The sequence below is a fragment of the Sedimentibacter hydroxybenzoicus DSM 7310 genome (assembly GCF_013403245.1).
In the GTDB taxonomy this organism is placed as follows: Bacteria; Bacillota; Clostridia; order Tissierellales; family Sedimentibacteraceae; genus Sedimentibacter; species Sedimentibacter hydroxybenzoicus.
Genome location: NZ_JACBNQ010000002.1, coordinates 87,677 through 107,345, shown reverse-complemented (window position 1 = coordinate 107,345; position 19,669 = coordinate 87,677). Strand labels below are relative to the sequence as shown.

At 49.2% G+C, this 19,669-nt stretch carries 26 protein-coding genes; 2 read left to right on the top strand and 24 right to left on the bottom strand.

The features are described from left to right. Positions 1-9 precede the first annotated feature (9 nt). The 11 genes from HZF24_RS03075 to HZF24_RS03025 all read right to left on the bottom strand — a co-directional run bounded on the left by HZF24_RS03075 (position 10) and on the right by HZF24_RS03025 (position 8,387). The gene (locus HZF24_RS03075; protein WP_179236815.1) at positions 10-1,494 is read right to left on the bottom strand and encodes a serine hydrolase domain-containing protein; all 1,485 of its coding nucleotides are present in this window, start codon (positions 1,492-1,494) and stop codon (positions 10-12) included. Between the two features lie 20 nt (positions 1,495-1,514). Next, a complete protein-coding gene (locus tag HZF24_RS03070) occupies positions 1,515-2,297 on the bottom strand; it encodes a hypothetical protein (RefSeq protein WP_179236814.1) in 783 nt (260 codons plus the stop codon). After that, positions 2,294-3,193, bottom strand: coding sequence for an ABC transporter ATP-binding protein (locus tag HZF24_RS03065; RefSeq protein WP_179236813.1), 900 nt, complete (start codon positions 3,191-3,193; stop codon positions 2,294-2,296). Before HZF24_RS03065 ends, HZF24_RS03070 begins: the two co-directional genes overlap by 4 nt. A 41-nt stretch (positions 3,194-3,234) precedes the next feature. Next, entirely contained in the window at positions 3,235-3,681 is a 447-nt protein-coding gene (locus HZF24_RS03060) for a hypothetical protein (protein ID WP_179236812.1), read from the bottom strand. Between the two features lie 46 nt (positions 3,682-3,727). Continuing rightward, the gene (locus HZF24_RS03055) at positions 3,728-3,940 is read right to left on the bottom strand and encodes a PLD nuclease N-terminal domain-containing protein (protein ID WP_179236811.1); all 213 of its coding nucleotides are present in this window, start codon (positions 3,938-3,940) and stop codon (positions 3,728-3,730) included. 35 nt (positions 3,941-3,975) lie between these two features. Then, positions 3,976-4,146 carry a hypothetical protein gene (locus HZF24_RS03050; RefSeq protein ID WP_179236810.1) on the bottom strand — a complete coding sequence of 57 codons (171 nt, stop codon included), beginning with the start codon at positions 4,144-4,146 and terminating at the stop codon, positions 3,976-3,978. Between the two features lie 340 nt (positions 4,147-4,486). Beyond that, positions 4,487-5,122 (bottom strand): response regulator transcription factor, encoded by a 636-nt coding sequence (locus tag HZF24_RS03045; RefSeq protein WP_179236809.1) that lies wholly within the window; start codon positions 5,120-5,122, stop codon positions 4,487-4,489. Continuing rightward, positions 5,119-6,507, bottom strand: coding sequence for a sensor histidine kinase (locus tag HZF24_RS03040; protein ID WP_179236808.1), 1,389 nt, complete (start codon positions 6,505-6,507; stop codon positions 5,119-5,121). Before HZF24_RS03040 ends, HZF24_RS03045 begins: the two co-directional genes overlap by 4 nt. Before the next feature lie 4 nt (positions 6,508-6,511). Further along, on the bottom strand, positions 6,512-7,837 hold the full coding sequence (locus tag HZF24_RS03035) for a S41 family peptidase (protein ID WP_179236807.1): 1,326 nt from the start codon (positions 7,835-7,837) through the stop codon (positions 6,512-6,514). Positions 7,838-7,852: 15 nt separating this feature from the next. Beyond that, positions 7,853-8,200 carry a DUF5131 family protein gene (locus HZF24_RS03030; protein ID WP_179236806.1) on the bottom strand — a complete coding sequence of 116 codons (348 nt, stop codon included), beginning with the start codon at positions 8,198-8,200 and terminating at the stop codon, positions 7,853-7,855. Positions 8,201-8,213: 13 nt separating this feature from the next. Next, positions 8,214-8,387: a MerR family transcriptional regulator gene (locus tag HZF24_RS03025; protein WP_179236805.1), complete on the bottom strand. Its 174-nt coding sequence runs from the start codon at positions 8,385-8,387 to the stop codon at positions 8,214-8,216. Positions 8,388-8,665: 278 nt separating this feature from the next. Between HZF24_RS03025 and HZF24_RS03020 the strand changes: the two genes are divergently transcribed. Together HZF24_RS03020 and HZF24_RS03015 are read left to right on the top strand one after the other, a co-directional pair. After that, positions 8,666-9,133 carry a helix-turn-helix domain-containing protein gene (locus HZF24_RS03020; RefSeq protein ID WP_179236804.1) on the top strand — a complete coding sequence of 156 codons (468 nt, stop codon included), beginning with the start codon at positions 8,666-8,668 and terminating at the stop codon, positions 9,131-9,133. Positions 9,134-9,333: 200 nt separating this feature from the next. Further along, entirely contained in the window at positions 9,334-9,495 is a 162-nt protein-coding gene (locus HZF24_RS03015) for a hypothetical protein (RefSeq protein ID WP_179236803.1), read from the top strand. Positions 9,496-9,551: 56 nt separating this feature from the next. Here the strand turns inward: HZF24_RS03015 and HZF24_RS03010 are convergent, their stop codons facing one another. From HZF24_RS03010 to HZF24_RS02950, 13 genes are all read right to left on the bottom strand, one after another. Next, positions 9,552-9,893, bottom strand: coding sequence for a DUF3852 domain-containing protein (locus tag HZF24_RS03010; RefSeq protein ID WP_179236802.1), 342 nt, complete (start codon positions 9,891-9,893; stop codon positions 9,552-9,554). A 74-nt stretch (positions 9,894-9,967) separates the two neighbouring features. Next, positions 9,968-11,668 (bottom strand): hypothetical protein, encoded by a 1,701-nt coding sequence (locus HZF24_RS03005; RefSeq protein WP_179236801.1) that lies wholly within the window; start codon positions 11,666-11,668, stop codon positions 9,968-9,970. 69 nt (positions 11,669-11,737) lie between these two features. Next, positions 11,738-12,301 (bottom strand): DUF6550 family protein, encoded by a 564-nt coding sequence (locus HZF24_RS03000; protein ID WP_179236800.1) that lies wholly within the window; start codon positions 12,299-12,301, stop codon positions 11,738-11,740. A gap of 108 nt (positions 12,302-12,409) precedes the next feature. Next, entirely contained in the window at positions 12,410-12,955 is a 546-nt protein-coding gene (locus HZF24_RS02995) for a hypothetical protein (RefSeq protein ID WP_179236799.1), read from the bottom strand. An 8-nt stretch (positions 12,956-12,963) separates the two neighbouring features. After that, positions 12,964-13,359 carry a DUF4320 family protein gene (locus HZF24_RS02990; RefSeq protein WP_179236798.1) on the bottom strand — a complete coding sequence of 132 codons (396 nt, stop codon included), beginning with the start codon at positions 13,357-13,359 and terminating at the stop codon, positions 12,964-12,966. Further along, a complete protein-coding gene (locus HZF24_RS02985; RefSeq protein ID WP_179236797.1) occupies positions 13,353-14,009 on the bottom strand; it encodes a hypothetical protein in 657 nt (218 codons plus the stop codon). Before HZF24_RS02985 ends, HZF24_RS02990 begins: the two co-directional genes overlap by 7 nt. Positions 14,010-14,021: 12 nt before the next feature. Beyond that, positions 14,022-14,894 carry a secretion protein F gene (locus tag HZF24_RS02980; protein WP_179236796.1) on the bottom strand — a complete coding sequence of 291 codons (873 nt, stop codon included), beginning with the start codon at positions 14,892-14,894 and terminating at the stop codon, positions 14,022-14,024. Positions 14,895-14,904: 10 nt separating this feature from the next. Beyond that, entirely contained in the window at positions 14,905-15,834 is a 930-nt protein-coding gene (locus HZF24_RS02975) for a type II secretion system F family protein (protein WP_179236795.1), read from the bottom strand. Further along, entirely contained in the window at positions 15,831-17,363 is a 1,533-nt protein-coding gene (locus HZF24_RS02970; RefSeq protein ID WP_179236794.1) for a type II/IV secretion system ATPase subunit, read from the bottom strand. Before HZF24_RS02970 ends, HZF24_RS02975 begins: the two co-directional genes overlap by 4 nt. Beyond that, a complete protein-coding gene (locus HZF24_RS02965; RefSeq protein ID WP_179236793.1) occupies positions 17,357-18,172 on the bottom strand; it encodes a P-loop NTPase family protein in 816 nt (271 codons plus the stop codon). Before HZF24_RS02965 ends, HZF24_RS02970 begins: the two co-directional genes overlap by 7 nt. After that, the gene (cpaB, locus tag HZF24_RS02960; protein WP_179236792.1) at positions 18,172-18,990 is read right to left on the bottom strand and encodes a Flp pilus assembly protein CpaB; all 819 of its coding nucleotides are present in this window, start codon (positions 18,988-18,990) and stop codon (positions 18,172-18,174) included. Before cpaB ends, HZF24_RS02965 begins: the two co-directional genes overlap by 1 nt. Next, entirely contained in the window at positions 18,987-19,439 is a 453-nt protein-coding gene (locus HZF24_RS02955; RefSeq protein ID WP_179236791.1) for a prepilin peptidase, read from the bottom strand. Before HZF24_RS02955 ends, cpaB begins: the two co-directional genes overlap by 4 nt. Beyond that, the gene (locus HZF24_RS02950; RefSeq protein WP_179236790.1) at positions 19,429-19,659 is read right to left on the bottom strand and encodes a DUF6133 family protein; all 231 of its coding nucleotides are present in this window, start codon (positions 19,657-19,659) and stop codon (positions 19,429-19,431) included. Before HZF24_RS02950 ends, HZF24_RS02955 begins: the two co-directional genes overlap by 11 nt. Positions 19,660-19,669: the final 10 nt, after the last annotated feature.

Sequence of the window (19,669 nt, the reverse complement as noted above, 5' to 3'; positions counted from 1 at the left end):
AATTCAGCATTAGAGTTTGCCTGTATTTCTTGGGTGTGTGGGGAACAAGGCCGACAACAGCAGTGCTATGGAGAACACTAATGTCGCGCCCCCAAGCCACGTGGACAGAATCGGAAAAACCGAAGTTATAAATAAGTATTTCTGGCAAGCGCACCAAATTAGAAGTCCGAGCAGGATAGATGCTGCACCAACTTGAAGCAGTCTGAAACTGGTTCGCTTGTGCTGATAAAAATTTATAAGCAGCCTAAATACCATTAGAAGGCTTGTTGAGATCAACATACCGATCACAGCGCAGAGTACGTAATGCCCCCAGATAATCCTTCCCATGCCGACAGAAGGAAACCCTCGCCACTGCGCCCAATCACTTAAAACATATGCAATGAAAGGCCAGCTTCGTTGGCTGTTTGTGAGAATCACGATGGCGTCGCCTGTCTCCGGCACAGCCTGCATATGCGTCATGATGCCGTTGCCTTGGCCGCCGTGAGAAACTGAGAGCGCACCGTTTGGCAGCTTTTCAATATAGTGACCAAATCCATACGCCTCAAATATCAAACCGTAAATGCCAATTTTATGGTTTTGTGGAGCATACAGCAGCTTGATACTTTCATCACTTAACACAGGGTTTTCTTTCATCCCCGCCGCCGCAAAGCGAGCAATATCGTGAGCTGTGGCAAACAGACCGCCTGAAGCCTTTGAGGGATAGAGATAGACCGGCACCGGTTTCCCTCTAAGGTTATACCCCGTGGGTGGATAAGGATTCGCTGCCGTGTGTATATCAAAGAAGGCGCTTTTCATACCCAGCGGGAGTAAAACTTCCGTGCGTATATATTCCGAAAAGCTTTGCCCCGTGACATCCTCAATTAAAATTTCCAAAAGATTATAGCCTGTGTTGGAGTAAGAAAATCCCGTCCCCGCCTCGCGTGTCAGCACCGCTTCCCTCGTCATCACATCCCGGTTAGAGGGCATTGTTTCTCCGGGGGCGTAGACATTGGTGAAATCCCCCAATGGCATCCCCGCAGTGTGGCTTAAAAGAAGCCGTGTTGTAATTTTCTCTGTCGGATAGTCCGACTGCGGAAATTTCCAGCTTTTCAGATACTGCGACACCGGATCGTCCAAGTCAATCAAGCCCTTTTCCACAAGTCGCATTACGCCCCAGGCTGTAACGGATTTTGTAATGGATTGAACGCTCATAGGCGTATTGGCCGTCAGTTCTCTGCCGCTTGCCACATCTGCATACCCATAACCTTGTGTCCAAACGACTTCGCTGTCCTTCACAAGCGCGATGTTGCAGCCCGGAATACGATACTGCTTCATCAGAGCAGGAATACGCTCATCCATATGTGCCTTAAATTCATCAAGCGTCGCATCGGCACGCATATTCCGCTTGATTTGCAGACTGCTGGAAAGCAGCGCAACGAGCAAGCTAATCAGTATGGATAAAAGGATAAACCATACCCAAATCCTATGACCTTCGAGTATTCTTAATTTTTTCATACTTACACCTTATAACCTTCTCACCGTTCGGCACGCGCATTCCACTCCAATTGTCTGAGCCTCAACAGGGTAAGAGCCGTCATAAAAACGATGAGCAGCACTGTCACAGCTATCGGGATAAGTAACGATGGAGTAACCGACGGCATAAGTTTCTGTGCTTCAACCAACAATCCGGAAGGGGTCCACTTCCCAAATCGAAGCAAGGAAGAAATGAAGTGTATTCCAAACGCCGTTACCAGCGTCAAAAACCCGGCGGGAATCGGCCTTTTCAATAAAACACCCCACATTATCAGGCAGGAGAGTAAAAATAACACATAGATTCCTTGTAGCAGCCCGCCATATAAAATAGGTATAACGCCGATTTCAAAGCCAAAGAGAAACCCGGAATAACCGTAATCGACAAGCAGCGCTATGATGGGGATTAATACCATCAGAACACCGAAAACCAGCAGTTTCGCACCAACCATCCGCCCGAAGCGTTTACCGGCGCACAAGGGCAATACCCATGTATTATCCCGAATCTCAGACGCTGTAAGTCCGCACAGCGTAAAAGCAATGATGATTGTTCCGATCTGCAATACATCGTCCATATAGTTACGAATACAGTCAAGCTGTGTCATATCGGTCAGGCCGCTAATGCCCTGTGAAGCTTCCCCGGCAAGCTGACCGGATAGTACCATTGGAAGTACCACCTTTAGCATCACGGGGGTAAGCAACGCAAAAAATAGAAAGCTCGCAAATAGAATCAAAACTCGACCACTTCTTCTGGCATATCGCAGTTCCTTGATAATCTCAGTTCTCATTTCGTGTTCACCCCATGCAAAAACAAATCCTCTAAGCGCGTCTTGCGCAGAGAAAAGGATTCTATCACGATTTCATGATCTGTCAAGAACCTCATCACTGATACGGAAACCGTATTGTCCGCTACTTTGACAGTTAAGGATCCTTCTGATTTTGTTAAGGATACTACACCTGTAAGTCGTTCCAACGCATTTAAAATATTTGACTCGACTGAATGAGCAGGAATGATGTCAAAAATAGGCTGCGTATTCTCTTTTTGAAGCTGCCTAAGCGGTTTTTCAAACATCATCTGCCCGGCGTCTATCATACCAACTGTGTCGCAGACGCGTTCCACATCGTCTAAAATATGCGTGGAAAACAGAATGGTTTTACCCATGCCTTTCAGGTCCTTGATAAGGCGCAGCACCTCGCTTCTTCCCTCAGGGTCAAGGGCAGAGGATGGCTCATCAAGAATAAGCAACTCCGGGTTGCGTATGAGAGCGGCACCAATGCCCAGGCGCTGCTTCATGCCACGAGAGAATCCGCCCACGCGGCGATTCCGCGCATCCAATAATCCCGTCCACCTCAGTATCTCTCCAGTATGTCCAGTGTTCCGCCCACCGGACAAGTAGTCAAGGGTTTCATGCGCGGTCATCCATGGATAGAATTTAGGATCCTCGGGGAGGTAACCGATTTTGAGATCACCGGGATGAGTAAGCTTTGTGACATCCAATCCGTTCACGGTACATTCACCCTGCGCGGGGCGGGAGAGACCAGCGAGAATGTTCATCGTCGAGGTTTTGCCCGAGCCGTTTGGGCCTATAAAGCCATATATTTCGCCTTTTTTTACGTGCATATCCACGTTCTTTAGGGCATAAAAATTTTTAAACTTCTTTTGAAGTCCCTTTACAGTTATCATTGATATCCCTCCTTTCCCTTTACCATAAAATAGAGCCTATGCTAATTTTCAATATCTACAATGATATTCCGCCCATCTTCGCCGATATAATATTGGAATTTAATGCTCTCGCCTGTGTTAAGTTCCAAATCTCCAAATTCATTCTTAAGCTCGTCAGACAACATAAATACCTGAATTGCTTTTTCTTCAGGAACACCCGAAATAGCTATCTCTATAAAGCTACTGTCGATTTGCCCCTGATAAGTTCCCGTTTCGATTTTGATGTCTGATTCAGATCCGTCCTCGCTCTCGGTCTTGTCAGAAAGCGTATCATCTGGCGACACATACTCGTCTTTAGTTTGAGGCTGCTGTATCTCTTCCTCTTGTTTTACCGCATCACTTGGATTATCCACAATATTTGAGTGCAAGAAAAAACCACTTTGCCCAACAAGCAAAATTATGAAAATTACTAAAGCTATAAGAGAAAAAATCAAAATAATCTTTTTCATATAGTGCCTCCACAATTTAAATATTTTATAAGCCTTTTTACCGCAATCATTTAAACTCTTTCTTTCTTCCTACCAAAAGAAATAAAACAGGACCGATTACATTAACAAACAAGCAGATAAGAAACCAAGCCCACTTGTTTAGGTTTTGAACACCTTCCCTGAAGATTTTTATGCCGCAGTACACCGCCAGACTAAGTTGAAGGAGAATAAGCGGGGAGAGGATTAGGAGCATATCCTTTGTAAGTATAAACTCGTTCATAATGTTACACCTCCATGATTGATGGGTTATTTGTCTCACAGTTTTTTATTTGCAGAAACCGCTCCAAGAACTACGCCTACACCAGCTCCGATGCAAAGCCACAGAACCACGTTTTGCAACAATGCACCCAGCACAATACCAACAGCAGTACATAAACCTATGGCTGTCCCCATATTCCAATAATCTGATAGCTTCCTCTTTTTCATGCAATTCGACCTCCATTCGTTTACTTTGTTAAAATAGTTGTTTCCTATTGATTATATCTCTGACCTCACAACATGTTTACTCCTTTTTCCGCTGGGCTGCGTGCATCTCGGCAACATAGAAACTTGGGTGGGCATATTCCCGCGATAGATGTCGCAGAAATTGAACTATTTTCTTAAAGATACTCTTTATAAACCTCATTTTAAAACCCCTCCCGAACACGGCTTCTGGTTTTACCATGTTCAGTATAGAAGATCAAGCGGTCATATGATAAGTTACCGGAGTCATATATCGGGTAATAAAAAACGGAGGCCGTAGCCCCCGCTCTTAAAAACCTAATCTTTAGAATCCCAATTTTTTGAAGTGCAATATAGCGTTTGCTCGGTCAGTAATTCCTGCTTTGCTATAGATTTGACTGATATAGTTCTTGACCGTGCCAACTGTTAGAAAAAGCGACTGAGCGATTTCCTGATTGCTGTTTCCTTGCATCAGCAAACGAATGATATCCTGTTCACGCTGGGTAAAGTCCTCAAGCGATGTTTCCGGTTTGACTTGTTTACCGATATGCTTTGTGATTTTGGCGGCAATATTCCCTGGTAAAATGACGCTTCCCCTCACGGTGTCACGGATGGCTTCGGCCAGCTTTACCCCGCTGATGTCCTTTAAAAGATACCCCGAAGCGCCGTAGGTGATGGCGCCAAGAATGGATTCATCATCATCAAATGTGGTTAATACCAAAACCGCTGTATCAGGAAAGTCCCTCTTAATCAGGCGTGTAGCCTCCACTCCGCCCATTTCCGGCATTCGGATATCCATGAGAACCACCTGCGGGTGATGGATTTCCGTTTGCTCATAGGCCTCCATACCGTTTTTTGCTTCCGCAACTACCTGAATATCAGGATTTGTTTCAAGTAAAGCGCTTAGCCCATCCCGAATAATTGTCTGATCGTCCGCCAATAGAACGGTGATTTGATTCATTGCACATCCTCCTTTCTTTGCACGGCGGCGATGATGAGGCTGACGGTAAGCCCCTCTCCCGGTGCACTTTCTATTTCCAGTGTCCCACCTATGCTTTGCACACGCTCCCGCATGATGGATAGTCCGGAGCCGAACTTTATATCATCCGTTCCGCTGCCGTTGTCTGTAAAAGCCAGCCGTAGCCGTCCTTTATACTCGCCAATCAGGATGTCCACATGCGTTGCCTGTCCATGTCTGATGGCGTTGGTTGTACATTCCTTTATCGCCGAGAGCAGTATGCCGGCTTGAAGCGGGGGCAGGGCAATTTCTGATTCCATCACAAGATGAATATCAAGCCCGGTGTCAGAGCGGATTTCCTGCAAAAGCTGCTCAAGGACGACGACAAAATCGGTTTCATTTCCTGCCCTAACTACTTTAACAGAAGCGCGAAGTTCCGAAAGTCCTCGCCGCACTTGTTCTTTGCCTTGACGCAGCTTTTGTGCCGCTTGCGGCTCCGATACAAGTCCCTCCGCCGCTTCTAATGTCAGGACGGCTGCAGTCAGTGTATGGCCGACCGTATCGTGCATTTCGGCGGCAATACGATTCCTTTCCTCCACGACTGCTAAGCTCTTAAGCTTTTCGGATTGCTCATTCACCGTACGGAGAGCTGATTCTAACTTGACACTTGTAATCATCTGCTTTTTTAATGTGTAAAAAGCAAGTAAGGCAAGCAGAACCACAATTGTGTTGACGAAAAAATAGCGGACCAGATCAGCCATTTCAGCGCTTTCGGATAAAAGTATTGTTCTTGCCGTGCTGCCCAAAAGATAAGCACCCAGCGCACCGATTCCATAGACCTTTGCGCGGGACAGCGATGTGTGGTTGATTGCGCTGAACCCCGCAATGATGGAAAGAAATAGGTTGTCCCCCGAAACATCCAGATATTGAATTGGAATGCATAGAATAAGCTGCAGCATTGGTAAAAGCGGTTCGGATATGAAGCGCTTTTTCTCAGGGAGCAGATTATACAGCAGCATTGTGAGAAAAGAGATTGACAGCAGCCAAATCAAGGGGATGTACGTAGGAGTTCCGACATTCTCTGCCAGCATATGCAGCCCCATCACTTGATAAGCAATCAGCAGCAGCAAAAAGATACCCTTATTTGTGAGGTGGTTCGCCCTTTCCACTTCGGCAGTGGTGGTGTCCTTTGGTGGTGCCTTTTCAGCGCGAAGCAGATGGAAGGCAATAGCAGCCAATCCAAAAATGGCGATAGACAAGATATATAGGGCGCGATGAAATGGCTCGCGTTTATCTTCTCTTACGCCCTCCACAATACAGAGGATCTGCATCAATAATTGAACCAATACGCCCGGAAGCAGAAACGGCCAAATATCCCTAATTTGCATATCCCTACCTCACCTTCTCAATCAACCGCATGGTTTCGGTGAACGCATCCTTAGCAGGGACTACCACATCTGGAACCAGGGGCGAATCAGACTTAGATGCGTCCGGTCGTATAAAGTATTTATAGGACACGGTAAAAACAAGCCGTGCATTCGGCGTTTGAAAATAAAGAATATCCCCATAAGAAGAAGGCATGTTGCCGGGAACCTCCCCGACCACCGTCCCTAATTTATTATCTGAAATCAATGTTGCAAAGTCCATGGCCGAGCTGAACGTATCTGTCCCGGTAAGTGCGTATACATCACCTGAAAAGACCGGTGTAAGCTGTTGATTTTTCCGGTTCTGCGGCTTGTTCTTCCATAGGATTGGGCCGAAACGAACCTCGGAGGTACCGATGAGATAGCTATCTACCGGGAGATAGCGGACAAACTCATTCGCAACCATTGAATTCCCGCCCGGATTGCCCCTTAAATCCACAATCACGCTACGGATATTGTTTTCCTGAACAGCCGTGAAGAAATCCCGCAGGCCGTTCTTGTATTCTTCATCATATACGCATTGACGAAGAGTGAAAATCTCCATACCGGAAGATGCATCAACCGAATAATCAAAATTTGGTTTGGTTTTTTCTGCACCGACAGCGACACTTTCATGCAGTGCAAACATTGCGGTTATGCGGCCACCGTTATTCGGTTCTTCCAGCAAAAGCGGAATGTCCTTTTGTGTATCTATGCCGGTAAAAGATAGATATTCACCGCGATTCAATCGCGAAGCGAAGGAATGGCGTGCCCAAGACTCCAGCTCGTAGGAAAACTGAGTGGGAAAGCGTTGGTAGAGATCATCCGTCGAAACTCCACCGATTTCAACAACGATATATCCATCATATTCGCCGCTTGAACAGGTCAGTGTGTCATCCTTCCATGTAAAGGCGAGAGGCAAGCGCACCCTGTTCTCGTAATTTACACCTACGGCGGTGTGGGCGTCCCCCAAACTGCTCAAAACGCTCGCTGCGCTTTGCCAGAGTGACAAAACCGATACCTCCGGAAGCGTAGTAATTCCCATGCGCTCCCGCTCATATGCAAGCTGTACGCTATCGGGCAGACCGTTCATACATGCGGGATGACGCTCTGTCAAGCGTTGTACAATATAATCCAAATCCTCGATCGCTTGCTGCGAGGTTAACACTGTTTCCAATTCTTCGGACGGGCGCAAATCGCTCGCTGTGCCGCGGTAAGGGTTAAACCAGAGCTGCCAAGCACTCCATAGGGCGATGGCGCACAATATGAAAGCGCATAGGAAGAATATAATATGTTTACTCCATTTTCTTTTCATGCTTCGCCACCGTCCTTATAAGATAATGTTCGCTTTTCTCGCTTGAGCGCATAAATCCTTTACCGCCAAAGAGTATTGCTTGCCATCCTTGATGAAATGTGTACCGCATTGGCGGAATTCAAAGTGAACATCCTGCCGTTTGCATTGCTCTCGAATATCCAAAACCCAATCATAATCCAAGGGCCGTGCGTCTCTGTCCGATTCGCCGCCAACAACGACTAATTCTACATCATGAAGATATTTTTCAATATCCAAGCTCCCAAGCAAAGGCTGACAGATGATGTTATCACCCTTATGAATGTAACAATATTGACAGCCTTCACTGTATCTGCGACAGCCACGCCACGGATTCCACATCGGCATATAGCTTCACCCCTTACTCCGCAGGCTTTAAACGTCCATCCATAGGCTTTTCGGCATCCTCCGGGATAGCCCAAGTCCATCCGAGCCGATAAGCGCCTTTAATCCTGCCTTGCTTACACAGAATCTGTACCCGCCGGTCGGATATCCCCCATTTTTCACCGGCTTCTTTTGCCGTAATGAATTTCATAAGCCCACTCTCCTGCATAATTCTTCACTTCACATTATATGCGAAAGAACGAACAATGTCCAGCCGCTATAAATGAACTTTTATGTCTGAGAACGATAAAAAAGAACTGAATTTGATGATCACAAATTTATCTCTGAGTGGAGGGAAAAGCGCAGTGGGAAGGTTTCCACTGCGCCCTTTGATTTGCTATCCATCATCCTCGAGCTTTTTCGATTCCAGAACTTGCTGCAATGGTAGTTGATAGCGTATGGTGAAGGCAAGCAAAGGAGGTAGGAAATATGTTTAGTGAAAACCTTAAAAATCTTCGCAAGCAAAAGGGGCTTTCCCAAGAAGAACTAGCGGAACGTTTACATATCGTGCGCCAGACTGTATCCAAATGGGAAAAAGGTCTGTCAGTGCCAGACGCAGATCTACTTATTCGCATTGCTGAAATTTTTGAAGTATCTGTAAGTGTGCTTCTTGGTGACACAATCGAATTATCTGATAAGGAAGAGGGTAATATCATTGCACAAAAGCTGGAGCAACTCAATTCGCTATTAGCTGAGAAAAACAGACGGAGCCGACGCATCTGGAAAACAGTGAAAATTGTTTTGCTTTCATTTACTGTGATAATCTTACTACTGCTGATATTAAACTTCTCTGCTTTTCAAAAGTTGGGGGAGAGTTCTACTGTCACTACAGAGCAAAACGCTCAAATAACCGAAGTCAACAAGACAGAAAGAAGCTCCCAACGGGAAATAAATTAAGGCTGCAATATGCTCAATATATTAAGTGCGATGGTAACTTCCAATCTGTAGAGCAAGCCGAGTCCCGCCTCAAGGATTCGGCTTGCTCTTTTCATCACATCCCCAAAATCGTCCAGGGTATCCTTGCAAAAGGACGGTGGAAGTGCCTTCAAACATATGGTATGATAGCGGTAAACTGGAATTTGATGGAGGATTATATCATGTTATTACTTAGTGGAATTATGAACCTTATTGCGGCAATTTGCTTTATTGTATATGGCCTAAATGATGGAATGAACATTATTTGGTTTGGAATAGCACTGATTTTTATATCAGTAGGAGCCGTTGCCATTGGCTCACACATCAGAGGCAAGAAGAGTTAAATTGTAATTTCAGAGCAAGCCGAACCCTGACTAAAGTATTCGGCTTGCTCTTTTCATCACATACCCAAAATAGTCCAGATATAAAGCGGCGCCGTCAGTGTAAACACCAAGCAAGCAAACAGGATTGCCGGCGCCGCCCATTCGAATTGCCCATGTTTGCGATAATCAAAATAAGCGAGCCCAAGTTTGGCAAAGAAGAATACCGCAAGAATCAGGTCAATGGCGGGGAACACCACCTTATTGACAACGGTCTTGATTTGCCCGGAGGCATCCCGCCAAGTGCCCTCAATCGCCCCTGCCACATCGCCGGTTGGAGCGGCGTATGCAGTCGTTCCAAACGCAAGCGCGATCAGCAAAACAAGGCAAAAAATGAGCGCAAATTTTCGCTGTTTTTTCATAGAGACCACCTTTCTAAAGTTGAGAAAAGGCCGCAGAATATCTCCCGCGGCCCTGTTCTTTTTCTATTTTATGGTTAAGGCTTCTTAGGGCCAATATGCCAGTCCTGCCACAAGTTGCCCCTTATGGTCAAGCTGTCTGTAAGATTGGCGGACAGCATTCCATCCGGAGTCCATCCATCAATAAGCCATGTATTGACGGTGTAGGCTCCGTCGGGCATCCAGATTGGGCTGAAATGGGTGCGGTTTTTGTAGGTGGAATAATGGTTGTTCTGAAACTCAAACCGCCCCGAACCCATACGCTCCAAGAGCCTCCAATAGGTTTCGTAGCCGAATTCGGGGAAATAGCTGACGGCATTCTGCGGCTGGGTAACTGCCGAGCTTTGATTGGAGCTGATGCTTCCTGTGATGGTCTGATTGATGCCATAGCCTGATTTCATCGTCCTCTCGCTGGCGGTCGGATTTTTATCATCACACTTGATGCTCATGGCAGAGGTAAGGCTGGCGCTGTAATGGTTCAGGTCGAACTCCCACCATCCATGATCGCACCAATATCCGTTATCGTTTCCTTCATCGTCATAATCACTGTGCCATACCCAGTATTCCTGCCACCACGGTCGCCAGACACTCCAGCTTGCCGAGCTTTTTACCGCTCTGCTTGGCACGGCAGAGGCACGGAAGCTGTCGTTGCGGTCATCGGCTACAGGATTCGGTGGAGGGTTCTTATCAATGTCAATGATTTTCACATTGAGGGTCGTCTTGGCAGTGCTGCCGGGTCCGGATACCGTCACTTGAATTGTCATATTCTGCTCAGTATCAGGGGTTTTCCATTTTACCCACGCAAGTTGACTGTCGCCTTCGGGATAGTAAACATTGCCCACGCTGTAGGTTTGCCCGCCGATATTAAAGCTGACACGGGTGGGCCTGTCAGGGTCGGACTGACCGCCACTGACTCTGACCGCCGTGATGACGTCGGTGTTTACACGGTATTCATAATCGTAGGCGTCAATGTGAGGTTCCTCCGGCTTCTCCGTAAAACGGACAATGCCAAGCCCAAGGCTGGACTTGATATCCGCATTGGATGCGGCGCTGGTTTTACTGCCTCCCCATGCGGGATAGCCGAGGTCGTCGGTTTCTAAAAACATGGCCAGAGGTAGATTCTTGTGGGAAAGTGACACCATTCTCTTTCGGAGCAGACCGCTTGTCTGCTCGTCATAGAGCGCCGCTTCCATAGCGGTGGTGGCAATCATGGTGCCCTCAAATTTGTAGTAGGCGATGGGCTCTAAAAGGATTTTATACTCACCGCCGATGAGGATGTCATAGTTCATGCCCGTGTGATTAGCAATCATCTGTACGATGTATTCTGAGCAAAAGTATTTTTTGATTGCTTCAATATTGTTGTTGCCGTTGGTGCTGATAATACGTGGCATGGACTTTGGCGGATTAATATATTGATATTTATTTGTTGTCGGTGTCAATCCACTGCCAGCGCTATATTGCAGCTTACTCACTTTCCCAAAATGGACTTGGATAGTATTGGGGGATTTATTTGTTAAATCAATAGGTGTTGTTACAACGGAATGATCACTCGCACGGACCACCGTTATTCTCACACCCTCGTTACCGCCGCTCCATGTATTGGTGCTGGTTCCGCTGCCCATTCCGCCGCCTCCGCCGTCGATATTTCCGCTCCCACCGGTATCCGCAAAAGCAGTCATAGGACAAATTAGGCAGAAAATGAGGAACAGCGGCAATGCTCTAAAAAGTAATCTTTTCATTCTGTCCTCCTGTTTGCGAAATAAAAAGGCACGGTATATTTCAACCGTACCTTTATGCAAATATATTGTTTAATCCATGTTTCCGACCTGTTTATTGATGTCACCATCACTTTCTCCAACCGTACCTTGACCGCCACCGCCTTCATCGTCAATCCATCCGAAACCCGGCACATAAATCTTACCGTCCTTGGTTTCGCCGCCCTGCGGCTGGCTGTCGTTTTTCGGGGTATCTTTTGGCTGCTCTACCTTATCGTGATCGACAGGCTTATCCTGCTCCGTGACTTTTTCGCCATTGGGTTTATGCGTGGGGTCTTTGAGCTGTTCCTCGGTATATTCCGGCTTGGATGCATCGCCCTGGATGGTTTGCTCCGTGCCGCTGGAAACCGCACCGTTGTCGGTGCTTGGCGGCTGGGTGACATCGGGCGGGGTTACGCTGATTACTTTCTCTGTGCTGTCCGGCACCTTCGGGTCTATCGTCACATCGCTCACCCCGGAGCTTTGGGGCGGGAGCGAATCATCCACCGGCTTTGGGCTTTGAAACTGCTGTCCGATCAGCGCCACCAGCACCACGCAGAGGGCGAGGCAGCCGGTTACGGTCAGCCATTTCTTCGTTTTATCATTTATATTTTTCATAAGAGTGTCCTCCTATTTGTTAAATTTTGAGAGTCTCCTTGTTAAGTCACACCCTACCACGAACTTTTCAAAAAGTCTATCATTATTCCAAGAAACTTTTCCGCAGTGTTAAAACCTCGGTGTGTATCCGGCGCTGGTCTTGACTTTGATCGTCATGGGGGGCAGCAGTTTTCCGCCGAAGGATACGGGAACCTCCAGCATGATGGTGCTGTCAGCTTCAAAGCGGGCAGAAGCTTGGTCGCCTGACGCAAAAGGAGCGTTTCGGATATCCACCTCCAGACCCCACACCTTAAACTCCAGCTTTCCGTCCAGGGTGCGCTTTTCATGGTAGAAGCTGCTCACAGATAAGCCGAGTATACTATCCAGCCTTTCATAAATATCGCCATAATCGAGGCTTTCCTCAAAATCGTCTGCCATGGGCTGGTAGGCGCCGCTATAACCCTCCCGCACACCGTGATACACATCTTCGTAGTTGTCGTTGACGGTGGAAATAACGGCAGACTGCACTGCATCCCGCACACCCTGCGCAACGATCATAAGCCGGAAATATTCCGAAATGCCGGTAAATATTATCACCAGCGACAGGGTGACGGCGATAATGAGGGGAACGCCTGCACCACTTTTGTTCTTGAGGATACGTTTGATTTTTTCCATCTCATTACCTACTTCCAATAGACTTCTGATTTTCCAGCCGCATCCGCTCTTAGCGTAATCGGGAAGGAGCCGAACCCGCCGAATAGCCCGATGTTGGTCTGGTAGGTGACCGTTACCGTGACTTCCTCATTGAGCTGGATTCTGCCGGTCTTGGACCATGTCACGGTGGGGGTCAGCCCGGTCTTTTCCCGCAGAAACTGCTCACGGCGGCCGGTTTCGCTGCCGACCTGTCCGGCGATTTCCGCTTCCCGCATGAGCTCAGTCGCAAAGGTGTCGATCTGCTGCTTTTGGATGTAGACGGGGAACACCTTCACGGCAAGGGCAATGACCAGCATGGCGCAAAGAACAAGTACCGCTACATCAATGTATCCCTCGCCACGCTTATTTCTTAGGATTCTCAGCACATGGTCACCCCCTGATCGAAGGGAGACTGTTCTTGTTCCGGCTCCCGGATATAATCGCTTAATATATGCCATGCGCCCTCGCTGAAATTGGCGTCGCAGACCTCCTGATCCAGCAGTTCCTCCACAGGGACATCTCTGGCAAACTCAGAGCTGCCGGGATTTCCTTTCACACTCTGGCCTGCCAGCAGAAGCTGTGCAGTTTCCGGTGTCAGGTACACATATCCGCCGGGCGTCATCATATCAAACGCCACATTCGGGTGCGCTTCAATAAATTCCCGCACGGTGACTTTTTTATCCGTTGCAGGGATCGGCATATATTCCGGGTCGAGGGTATAATCCTGTTCCGCATCGCCCTTGTCCATCAGACTCCAGAGCGCATGATTCAGTTCCTCGCTGAAATCAACAGTTTGCTCCGATATCCACTGATCCCTTGCAACCTCCAAGGGATTTTCAAAACGCAGGAGGTATTCCATATAATCCTCCGGGTACCCGCCGCCGTACAGTTCGTTATATACAAAGCGGGCGGCTGTGATCTCATCGCTTTTTCCGATGAGAACGCCTTTGGAAAGTCCGTCCAGCTCACGGAGGTAATCGCTCCAGTTGCGGTCGAGCTTTTCTCGCAATGTCTCTATCATCTGTTCTCGCTGCATTTGCGCACCTCCTTAAAACATCCCGCCGAGGGATGTGATAATTTCATAGACAATAATCGCCATATAGGTCATAAGAAAGCACATGAGCATAGCAAAAGAGAACACGCGGATTTTGGGTGGGATTTTCATGGCTTGTGCCTTGAGGCGCTGAAGCTCCAATTGCTTCATGTCATGACTGAGCATCTGGAAATAGACCACACTGTCATCTCCGCGCAGTACGCCGATCAGCCCCCTTGTGATATCCGAGAGCATAGGCGAATTGAACCTCGCCTCAAAACGGGTCAGTGCGGCTTCATAGCTGGAGGAGCGCATATCCGCCGTGAGGATGTCAAGCTCCGCGGCGAAGTCCTCGCCTGCATTTCTTTTGAAATTCTCCAGCATGGACAGCACATCCCGGCTGGCTTTCAGCTCCTGGGTGATGGTTGCAACGAAACGGGGCAGCTCCTGTTCGATTTTGCCTCGCTTGGCGGCCAGGGCCTCATCCGCCTTGCGGATTTCCTTGAAGTAGATCAGTATGGCGGTAAACAGCACAATGGGAGCCAGCAGGGGCAGGATAATCAGGCAGGGAATGGTACAGAGTGCGATAGCCGTCGCCTTGACGATTGCCATTGCCATGAACAGCTCCGGCGAGTCGGAAAGTCCCGCCGCCGACAGCACATTTGCCATTCTGCTTTTTTTATACTCATCCATATGGATGTAGCGGGAGAGCCGGACGGCGGCATTGCGCAGCAGAGTATCGGTGGTTTTGGGCTTTGCTTTGGCCTGCTTTCCTGCCGACAGCATAGCCTTTTGGGTGGCCAGTGTGGGCAGCCTCAGCAAATCGGCGGCAATGAAAAAGAGTCCTGCCGACAGGAGGACTCCGAACAAAATGATATAGATTGTCATGGGCGTCCTCCTATCTTCGATATTCAATGGGCTGGGTGAGCTTGATGACAAACGCCGTGGAAATGAAAATCACGGCGGCGCAGATGGTCAGGATAATCTGCCCCAGCGGTGTGTGCATCAGCGTGTGGTACCAGTCCGGGTTCAAAAAATACATAAGCGGGATATTACCCACCACAAGAATCTGCATGATGATGAATTCCTTTCTCGGCTCAAACACCATGTTTTCCAGTTCACCGTTGACCACCCGCATATCGGACAGCTTGCTGACGATGGGGGTCAGGGTGGTCTTAAGGCTGCGGTCATGCTGGCAGGCGATGAGAGCGTCGCACCACTCGGCATATACAGCGTTGTCAATGCGGTCTTTCAGGTCATGGAGCGCCGCCGTTATATCGGGATCAACCAGCCTGATGCGGGACACAAATCCCTTGAACACCGACAGCACGGGCGGATTCAGATATGGAATGTTTTCCTCTACTGCCGTCAGAATATCCTCGTTTCTGAGGTAGGCTGTGGTGATAATACTAAGTGCCGTTTCCAGTTCCGCCGCAATATCCCGCTTGAAGTGGCTGGCTGTGAGCTTTACCCACCAGAAAGGCAGGAACATACAGCCTACCGCCATCACAGGAACAAGGAAAAAGTTCGAGAGCATGATGGCGATGGATGCACCCACGGCAAAGCATAACAGAGACAAGGCGCAGAGCACGGGAAAGCGTGCCGTCCTGCCGGTGACCTTGAGGATGGCTTGCACCTCGGCAATTTCACGGCGTAGATAGGACTGCTTTTTCCTGCGGGTGAATTCGCCCACCTCATCACGGAGAGACTTGGGCCTGTCGGTGAGCTTTCCGAATACCGCTGTGGTGAACTCTATCGGGGTAAGGCCGAGTAAAATAAAAGAGCCTGCTATCATTCCGATACAGGCGATTAAAAGTACCGTTGTCATGCGCTTTGCGCCTCCTTTCTCCGTAAGCTCTCGATGACCGCCTGGGGCATACCGTTCTCCAGCAGCCGCTTGGCAAGGCTGTCCGAGATGGTGTTGACTTGCTCATGATGCCCTTCAATCATAAAATTGCCGTCCTCCATGCGGTTTTCGGTAATGACATACTGATAGAGTGGACGGTAATGCCTTGTGCCGTCCGGGAGGATTTCGCACTCCTGAATCTCCATCATGCGGCGCTGCTTATTTTCAAGCTGCTTGCAGAACACCACAATAGGGTAGGCTTCGGTGACGTAGTCCATTAAAGTCTGATCCGACATATCCACCGCACGTTTGCAGAGGGACACCATACGGCGGTAGGTGGCTTCGCAGGAGTTGGAGTGGATGGTGGTCAGCACCGCCACACCGGTTCGGGCAGCTTCCTGAGCGGCATTGGCTTCCGCACCGCGCATTTCTCCCACCACGATAATGTCCGGATTAAATCGAAGCGCATAGTCCAAGAGGTTAGTCTGGTCGATGCGCTGGCGCTCGTTGTCGCTGTCGCGTGTCAGTGTATGGATGACCGAATTGGCCACCCTGCCATCCTTTTCTCTGACGAGAGCCAGCTCACGGGAGCCATTTTCGATGGTGTAGATTCTCTTGTTATCCGGGACAGTAGTCAGTACCCAGCCTGCCACGGTGGTTTTGCCGGAGCTGGTGGCTCCCGCCACACAGACCGATATGCCGTAGCGGATGCAAAGGGACAAAAAATCCAGCATGGGGTCAGTCGCCGTACCGCTTCTGACAAAGTCCTCTTTTTTCATGCTCTGGGGGTTGACGATACGGATGGAGGCCGCCACGCCCACATCCTCATCCACAATGGGGCTTTTCAGGACGGCGATTCGGATGTTCTTGGAAAGATGCCCCAGCACGATGGGACTGGCGTTGTCTAAGACCATGCCGCTGATGTGGAGCATCCTGCGGATCACATTGACAGCGTGCTGTGGGCTCTCAAATCGTTCTTCCAGCTTGACCGTGCGGCCATCCGAATACTGCACCTCAATATCCCGCCACGAGTTGATGTCGATTTCCTCAATGCCGGTGCCGAAGATATATTTCGTTAGAAAACCGAACTCGGCCATTTCGGTGTAGAGAGCATCCGCCAGCTTGCCGCCGCTCATGTCATTTACCGATACTCGACGGTCCTGAATGTATTTGGTGATGTAGCGTTTGAGATGTGATTTAGCATTCTCGCCGCCTGCGGTGAGAAGTGTGCTGTAATGCTCGGAGATATACTCCTGCACATCGGCAAGAACCGAGGAGAAATCCTTGCCCTCGGCTTCTGGTGTGAAGAACAGCGTATGGGCGCGGTTTGCTCCTACAAAATCCACCGGGCGGTTCACCGAAGACTCCGGATCCATGATGTTGCTCAAATCGGGAGCCGTCGCCGGGGGTGTGGATGGCTGATTTTGTTCTGCTTTTTTCTGTTCCAGTTCAGCCTGCGGCGTACTTTCCCGTTTGAAAAATGAGAAAATACTTCTTTTTTCTCTTAACATCCGAACACCTCCTTTGCGATTTTTTCAATTTCCCTGCGGAATAAGCGGCTGTCCTTGAGGGACAAATCCGCAAGCAGATTCCCCGCCAGATACTGTTCCTCCAGCTCCTGCGAATGGGTCAGGATAAAGGTCACAGAGCCCAGCGCCTGTCCAATCTGTTCCCCGGCCTGCTGGGGCTTTACATTGCTGGCAACTTTGTATTGCTTATCTGCATCCCACTTGGAATCCCGGAGCAGAGGAAGCTGGCTGGAGAGATAGCTTACCGATTTCAGGTCGGCATTGGCGAGACGCAGGACGCTGTCGGCCTCCATGAGAGCCACGGCGGAAAGGATATCGTTTGCGATATAGCTGCCGCAGTCCACTACCACAAAAGGGGCAATTTCCCGCAGCCCGTCCATCAGCTCCTGTGCCTGGGTCTGTTCATAGGGCGGATAGGTGTACTCGTTCTCGCCCTTTTTCATGCCGAGGATGGTGAGATAGCTGTTTTTCTTAAGGGTCACCAGATTGTGCTTGATGAGGGCTTCCGTCACATGGGTAGCGGCAAGGATACTGCCCAGCGAATGCTCACTCTCCAGATCGGAGGGCGGGCAGACACAGGGCAGCATGGGAGCGGTCATATCGCAAAGCAGAAGCACCACGTTTTTCTTCCGGTCGGCAAGGCGCTTTGCAATCTTTACGGCTGTAACTGTTTTGCCGCTGCCGGGAGAGCCCCAAACAGCCAGTATGCCACTTTGAGAGGACTGCTCTTGGGGGGCTTCATCCTCTGCGGTGTGGCGTGCAAAGATGCCGCTTTTCTTAAAGTTCAGCATTATTCCACCACACTTTCTGTTTGGGGTACTGCCCCTTCCTCCGCCTCCTGGGATTCTGGCTCAGGCGAATTGTCCTGCACCGGCTCCACAGGGTACAGAGCTGCTATCACATTATCCTGTGCTTCTATAAACTTAGCGGTGTTGGCTGAATCGCCACGGTAAACGAGGGATAGGTGGAGCTTGCCGTCAGACTCCAGCTCCGCCAATACTTTGCTCTGTTCCGGAGAGACCAGCAGAGTTACTGTGGAGGGTAGCTCACGCTCGTCATTTTCGGACTTGGCTTCTCCGGTGTTGGCGTCATAGCCGGAGGAGGCGGTCACGCTGATGACCTCCACATATTTCAGCTCGGCGGGGATGACGGTCATTCCTTGCTTCTTATAGTCGGCGGCAATGACCGACACGATGTCGCCGCTCTGAAGCTTGCCGGACAGACCGTTTGCAAAGCTCTTGATGGTCACCGATATGGCCTGTTTGCTGCCGTCCAGATTATAAAGGTAGGTGTTTTCTACGGCCTTGGTGTCGGACAGCTTGGTATTTAAGATATAGTCACCGATGGAAAGATCGGCCTTGGCGTATTTGCCGATGACCGTTTCGCTCTGGCGGATGACATTTTCGGGCAGTCCGAAACCTCCCACCTTTACGGTCTGGACCATATCCTTGGTGATTTCATCGCCCGCCTTGATTTCCTTGGTCACACGGACAATCTCGGTTTTCTGGCTGACGGATTTGTTAAACAGCGGCGTCACGCCGAAGCAGATGAGCAGGGACAAAAGGATGCAGATCACACCGACGACCGTGCGGTTTTTGAAAAGATTCATAGGATGTTTCCTCCGATCTTCATAATGGTTACAATAAAAAAGCCGAATGATAAAAACGGCGCCATGGGTAAGGCTGCCTGGGATGCCTTTTGAGATTCCAGCCTTTGGAGCCTTCTGACAATCTGAACCGAGAGGTAAAATAAAAGGGATGCGGTCAGGCCGAATATCAGTCCGGCCGTGCATCCCCAAAAGCCCAACACAATGCCTGCGGCGGCAGTGAGTTTGATATCCCCGCCTCCGATGCCCTCCGGCTTGCATAAAGCGGCAGTGAGCAGTGGCAGCACCGCAAGAACTCCCAAAAGCCTGACGGGACTGAAATCAATCAGCCCCGTCAATGCAATCAGGAGGCAGACACTGTCCGGGATGATCCGTCTCTGGAAATCCCACACAGAAGCTACTATCAGCAGAAAAGAAAAAAGCACCGCCTGTGCGATGCCGTTAGCCTCCATAGTTAAACATTTCTTTGATACGCTCCGTCAGGGTCGGCAGCACCGTTTCCCCAAACAGGGCGTAAAGCCCAGCCAGTAGCAGGGCACCAAGGACAACAGCCAGCAGGATTTTGATAGCCGTGTCAATGTAGCCCTCCCCGCAGTTACCGGAAAGGATATAGCGGCTTCTGGCAACTGCCGTGGCAGTCTTGTTCTTCAGCTTGCAAAACAGATGTTTCATGGATTGTCCT

What these genes read in the sequence shown, in the direction of transcription:
- HZF24_RS03075 (WP_179236815.1), bottom strand. Translation starts at nt 1,494, where the DNA reads ATGAAAAAATTAAGAATACTCGAAGGTCATAGGATTTGGGTATGGTTT.
- HZF24_RS03070 (WP_179236814.1), bottom strand. Translation starts at nt 2,297, where the DNA reads ATGAGAACTGAGATTATCAAGGAACTGCGATATGCCAGAAGAAGTGGT.
- HZF24_RS03065 (WP_179236813.1), bottom strand. Translation starts at nt 3,193, where the DNA reads ATGATAACTGTAAAGGGACTTCAAAAGAAGTTTAAAAATTTTTATGCC.
- HZF24_RS03060 (WP_179236812.1), bottom strand. Translation starts at nt 3,681, where the DNA reads ATGAAAAAGATTATTTTGATTTTTTCTCTTATAGCTTTAGTAATTTTC.
- HZF24_RS03055 (WP_179236811.1), bottom strand. Translation starts at nt 3,940, where the DNA reads ATGAACGAGTTTATACTTACAAAGGATATGCTCCTAATCCTCTCCCCG.
- HZF24_RS03050 (WP_179236810.1), bottom strand. Translation starts at nt 4,146, where the DNA reads ATGAAAAAGAGGAAGCTATCAGATTATTGGAATATGGGGACAGCCATA.
- HZF24_RS03045 (WP_179236809.1), bottom strand. Translation starts at nt 5,122, where the DNA reads ATGAATCAAATCACCGTTCTATTGGCGGACGATCAGACAATTATTCGG.
- HZF24_RS03040 (WP_179236808.1), bottom strand. Translation starts at nt 6,507, where the DNA reads ATGCAAATTAGGGATATTTGGCCGTTTCTGCTTCCGGGCGTATTGGTT.
- HZF24_RS03035 (WP_179236807.1), bottom strand. Translation starts at nt 7,837, where the DNA reads ATGAAAAGAAAATGGAGTAAACATATTATATTCTTCCTATGCGCTTTC.
- HZF24_RS03030 (WP_179236806.1), bottom strand. Translation starts at nt 8,200, where the DNA reads ATGCCGATGTGGAATCCGTGGCGTGGCTGTCGCAGATACAGTGAAGGC.
- HZF24_RS03025 (WP_179236805.1), bottom strand. Translation starts at nt 8,387, where the DNA reads ATGAAATTCATTACGGCAAAAGAAGCCGGTGAAAAATGGGGGATATCC.
- HZF24_RS03020 (WP_179236804.1), top strand. Translation starts at nt 8,666, where the DNA reads ATGTTTAGTGAAAACCTTAAAAATCTTCGCAAGCAAAAGGGGCTTTCC.
- HZF24_RS03015 (WP_179236803.1), top strand. Translation starts at nt 9,334, where the DNA reads ATGTTATTACTTAGTGGAATTATGAACCTTATTGCGGCAATTTGCTTT.
- HZF24_RS03010 (WP_179236802.1), bottom strand. Translation starts at nt 9,893, where the DNA reads ATGAAAAAACAGCGAAAATTTGCGCTCATTTTTTGCCTTGTTTTGCTG.
- HZF24_RS03005 (WP_179236801.1), bottom strand. Translation starts at nt 11,668, where the DNA reads ATGAAAAGATTACTTTTTAGAGCATTGCCGCTGTTCCTCATTTTCTGC.
- HZF24_RS03000 (WP_179236800.1), bottom strand. Translation starts at nt 12,301, where the DNA reads ATGAAAAATATAAATGATAAAACGAAGAAATGGCTGACCGTAACCGGC.
- HZF24_RS02995 (WP_179236799.1), bottom strand. Translation starts at nt 12,955, where the DNA reads ATGGAAAAAATCAAACGTATCCTCAAGAACAAAAGTGGTGCAGGCGTT.
- HZF24_RS02985 (WP_179236797.1), bottom strand. Translation starts at nt 14,009, where the DNA reads ATGCAGCGAGAACAGATGATAGAGACATTGCGAGAAAAGCTCGACCGC.
- HZF24_RS02980 (WP_179236796.1), bottom strand. Translation starts at nt 14,894, where the DNA reads ATGACAATCTATATCATTTTGTTCGGAGTCCTCCTGTCGGCAGGACTC.
- HZF24_RS02975 (WP_179236795.1), bottom strand. Translation starts at nt 15,834, where the DNA reads ATGACAACGGTACTTTTAATCGCCTGTATCGGAATGATAGCAGGCTCT.
- HZF24_RS02970 (WP_179236794.1), bottom strand. Translation starts at nt 17,363, where the DNA reads ATGTTAAGAGAAAAAAGAAGTATTTTCTCATTTTTCAAACGGGAAAGT.
- HZF24_RS02965 (WP_179236793.1), bottom strand. Translation starts at nt 18,172, where the DNA reads ATGCTGAACTTTAAGAAAAGCGGCATCTTTGCACGCCACACCGCAGAG.
- cpaB (WP_179236792.1), bottom strand. Translation starts at nt 18,990, where the DNA reads ATGAATCTTTTCAAAAACCGCACGGTCGTCGGTGTGATCTGCATCCTT.
- HZF24_RS02955 (WP_179236791.1), bottom strand. Translation starts at nt 19,439, where the DNA reads ATGGAGGCTAACGGCATCGCACAGGCGGTGCTTTTTTCTTTTCTGCTG.
- HZF24_RS02950 (WP_179236790.1), bottom strand. Translation starts at nt 19,659, where the DNA reads ATGAAACATCTGTTTTGCAAGCTGAAGAACAAGACTGCCACGGCAGTT.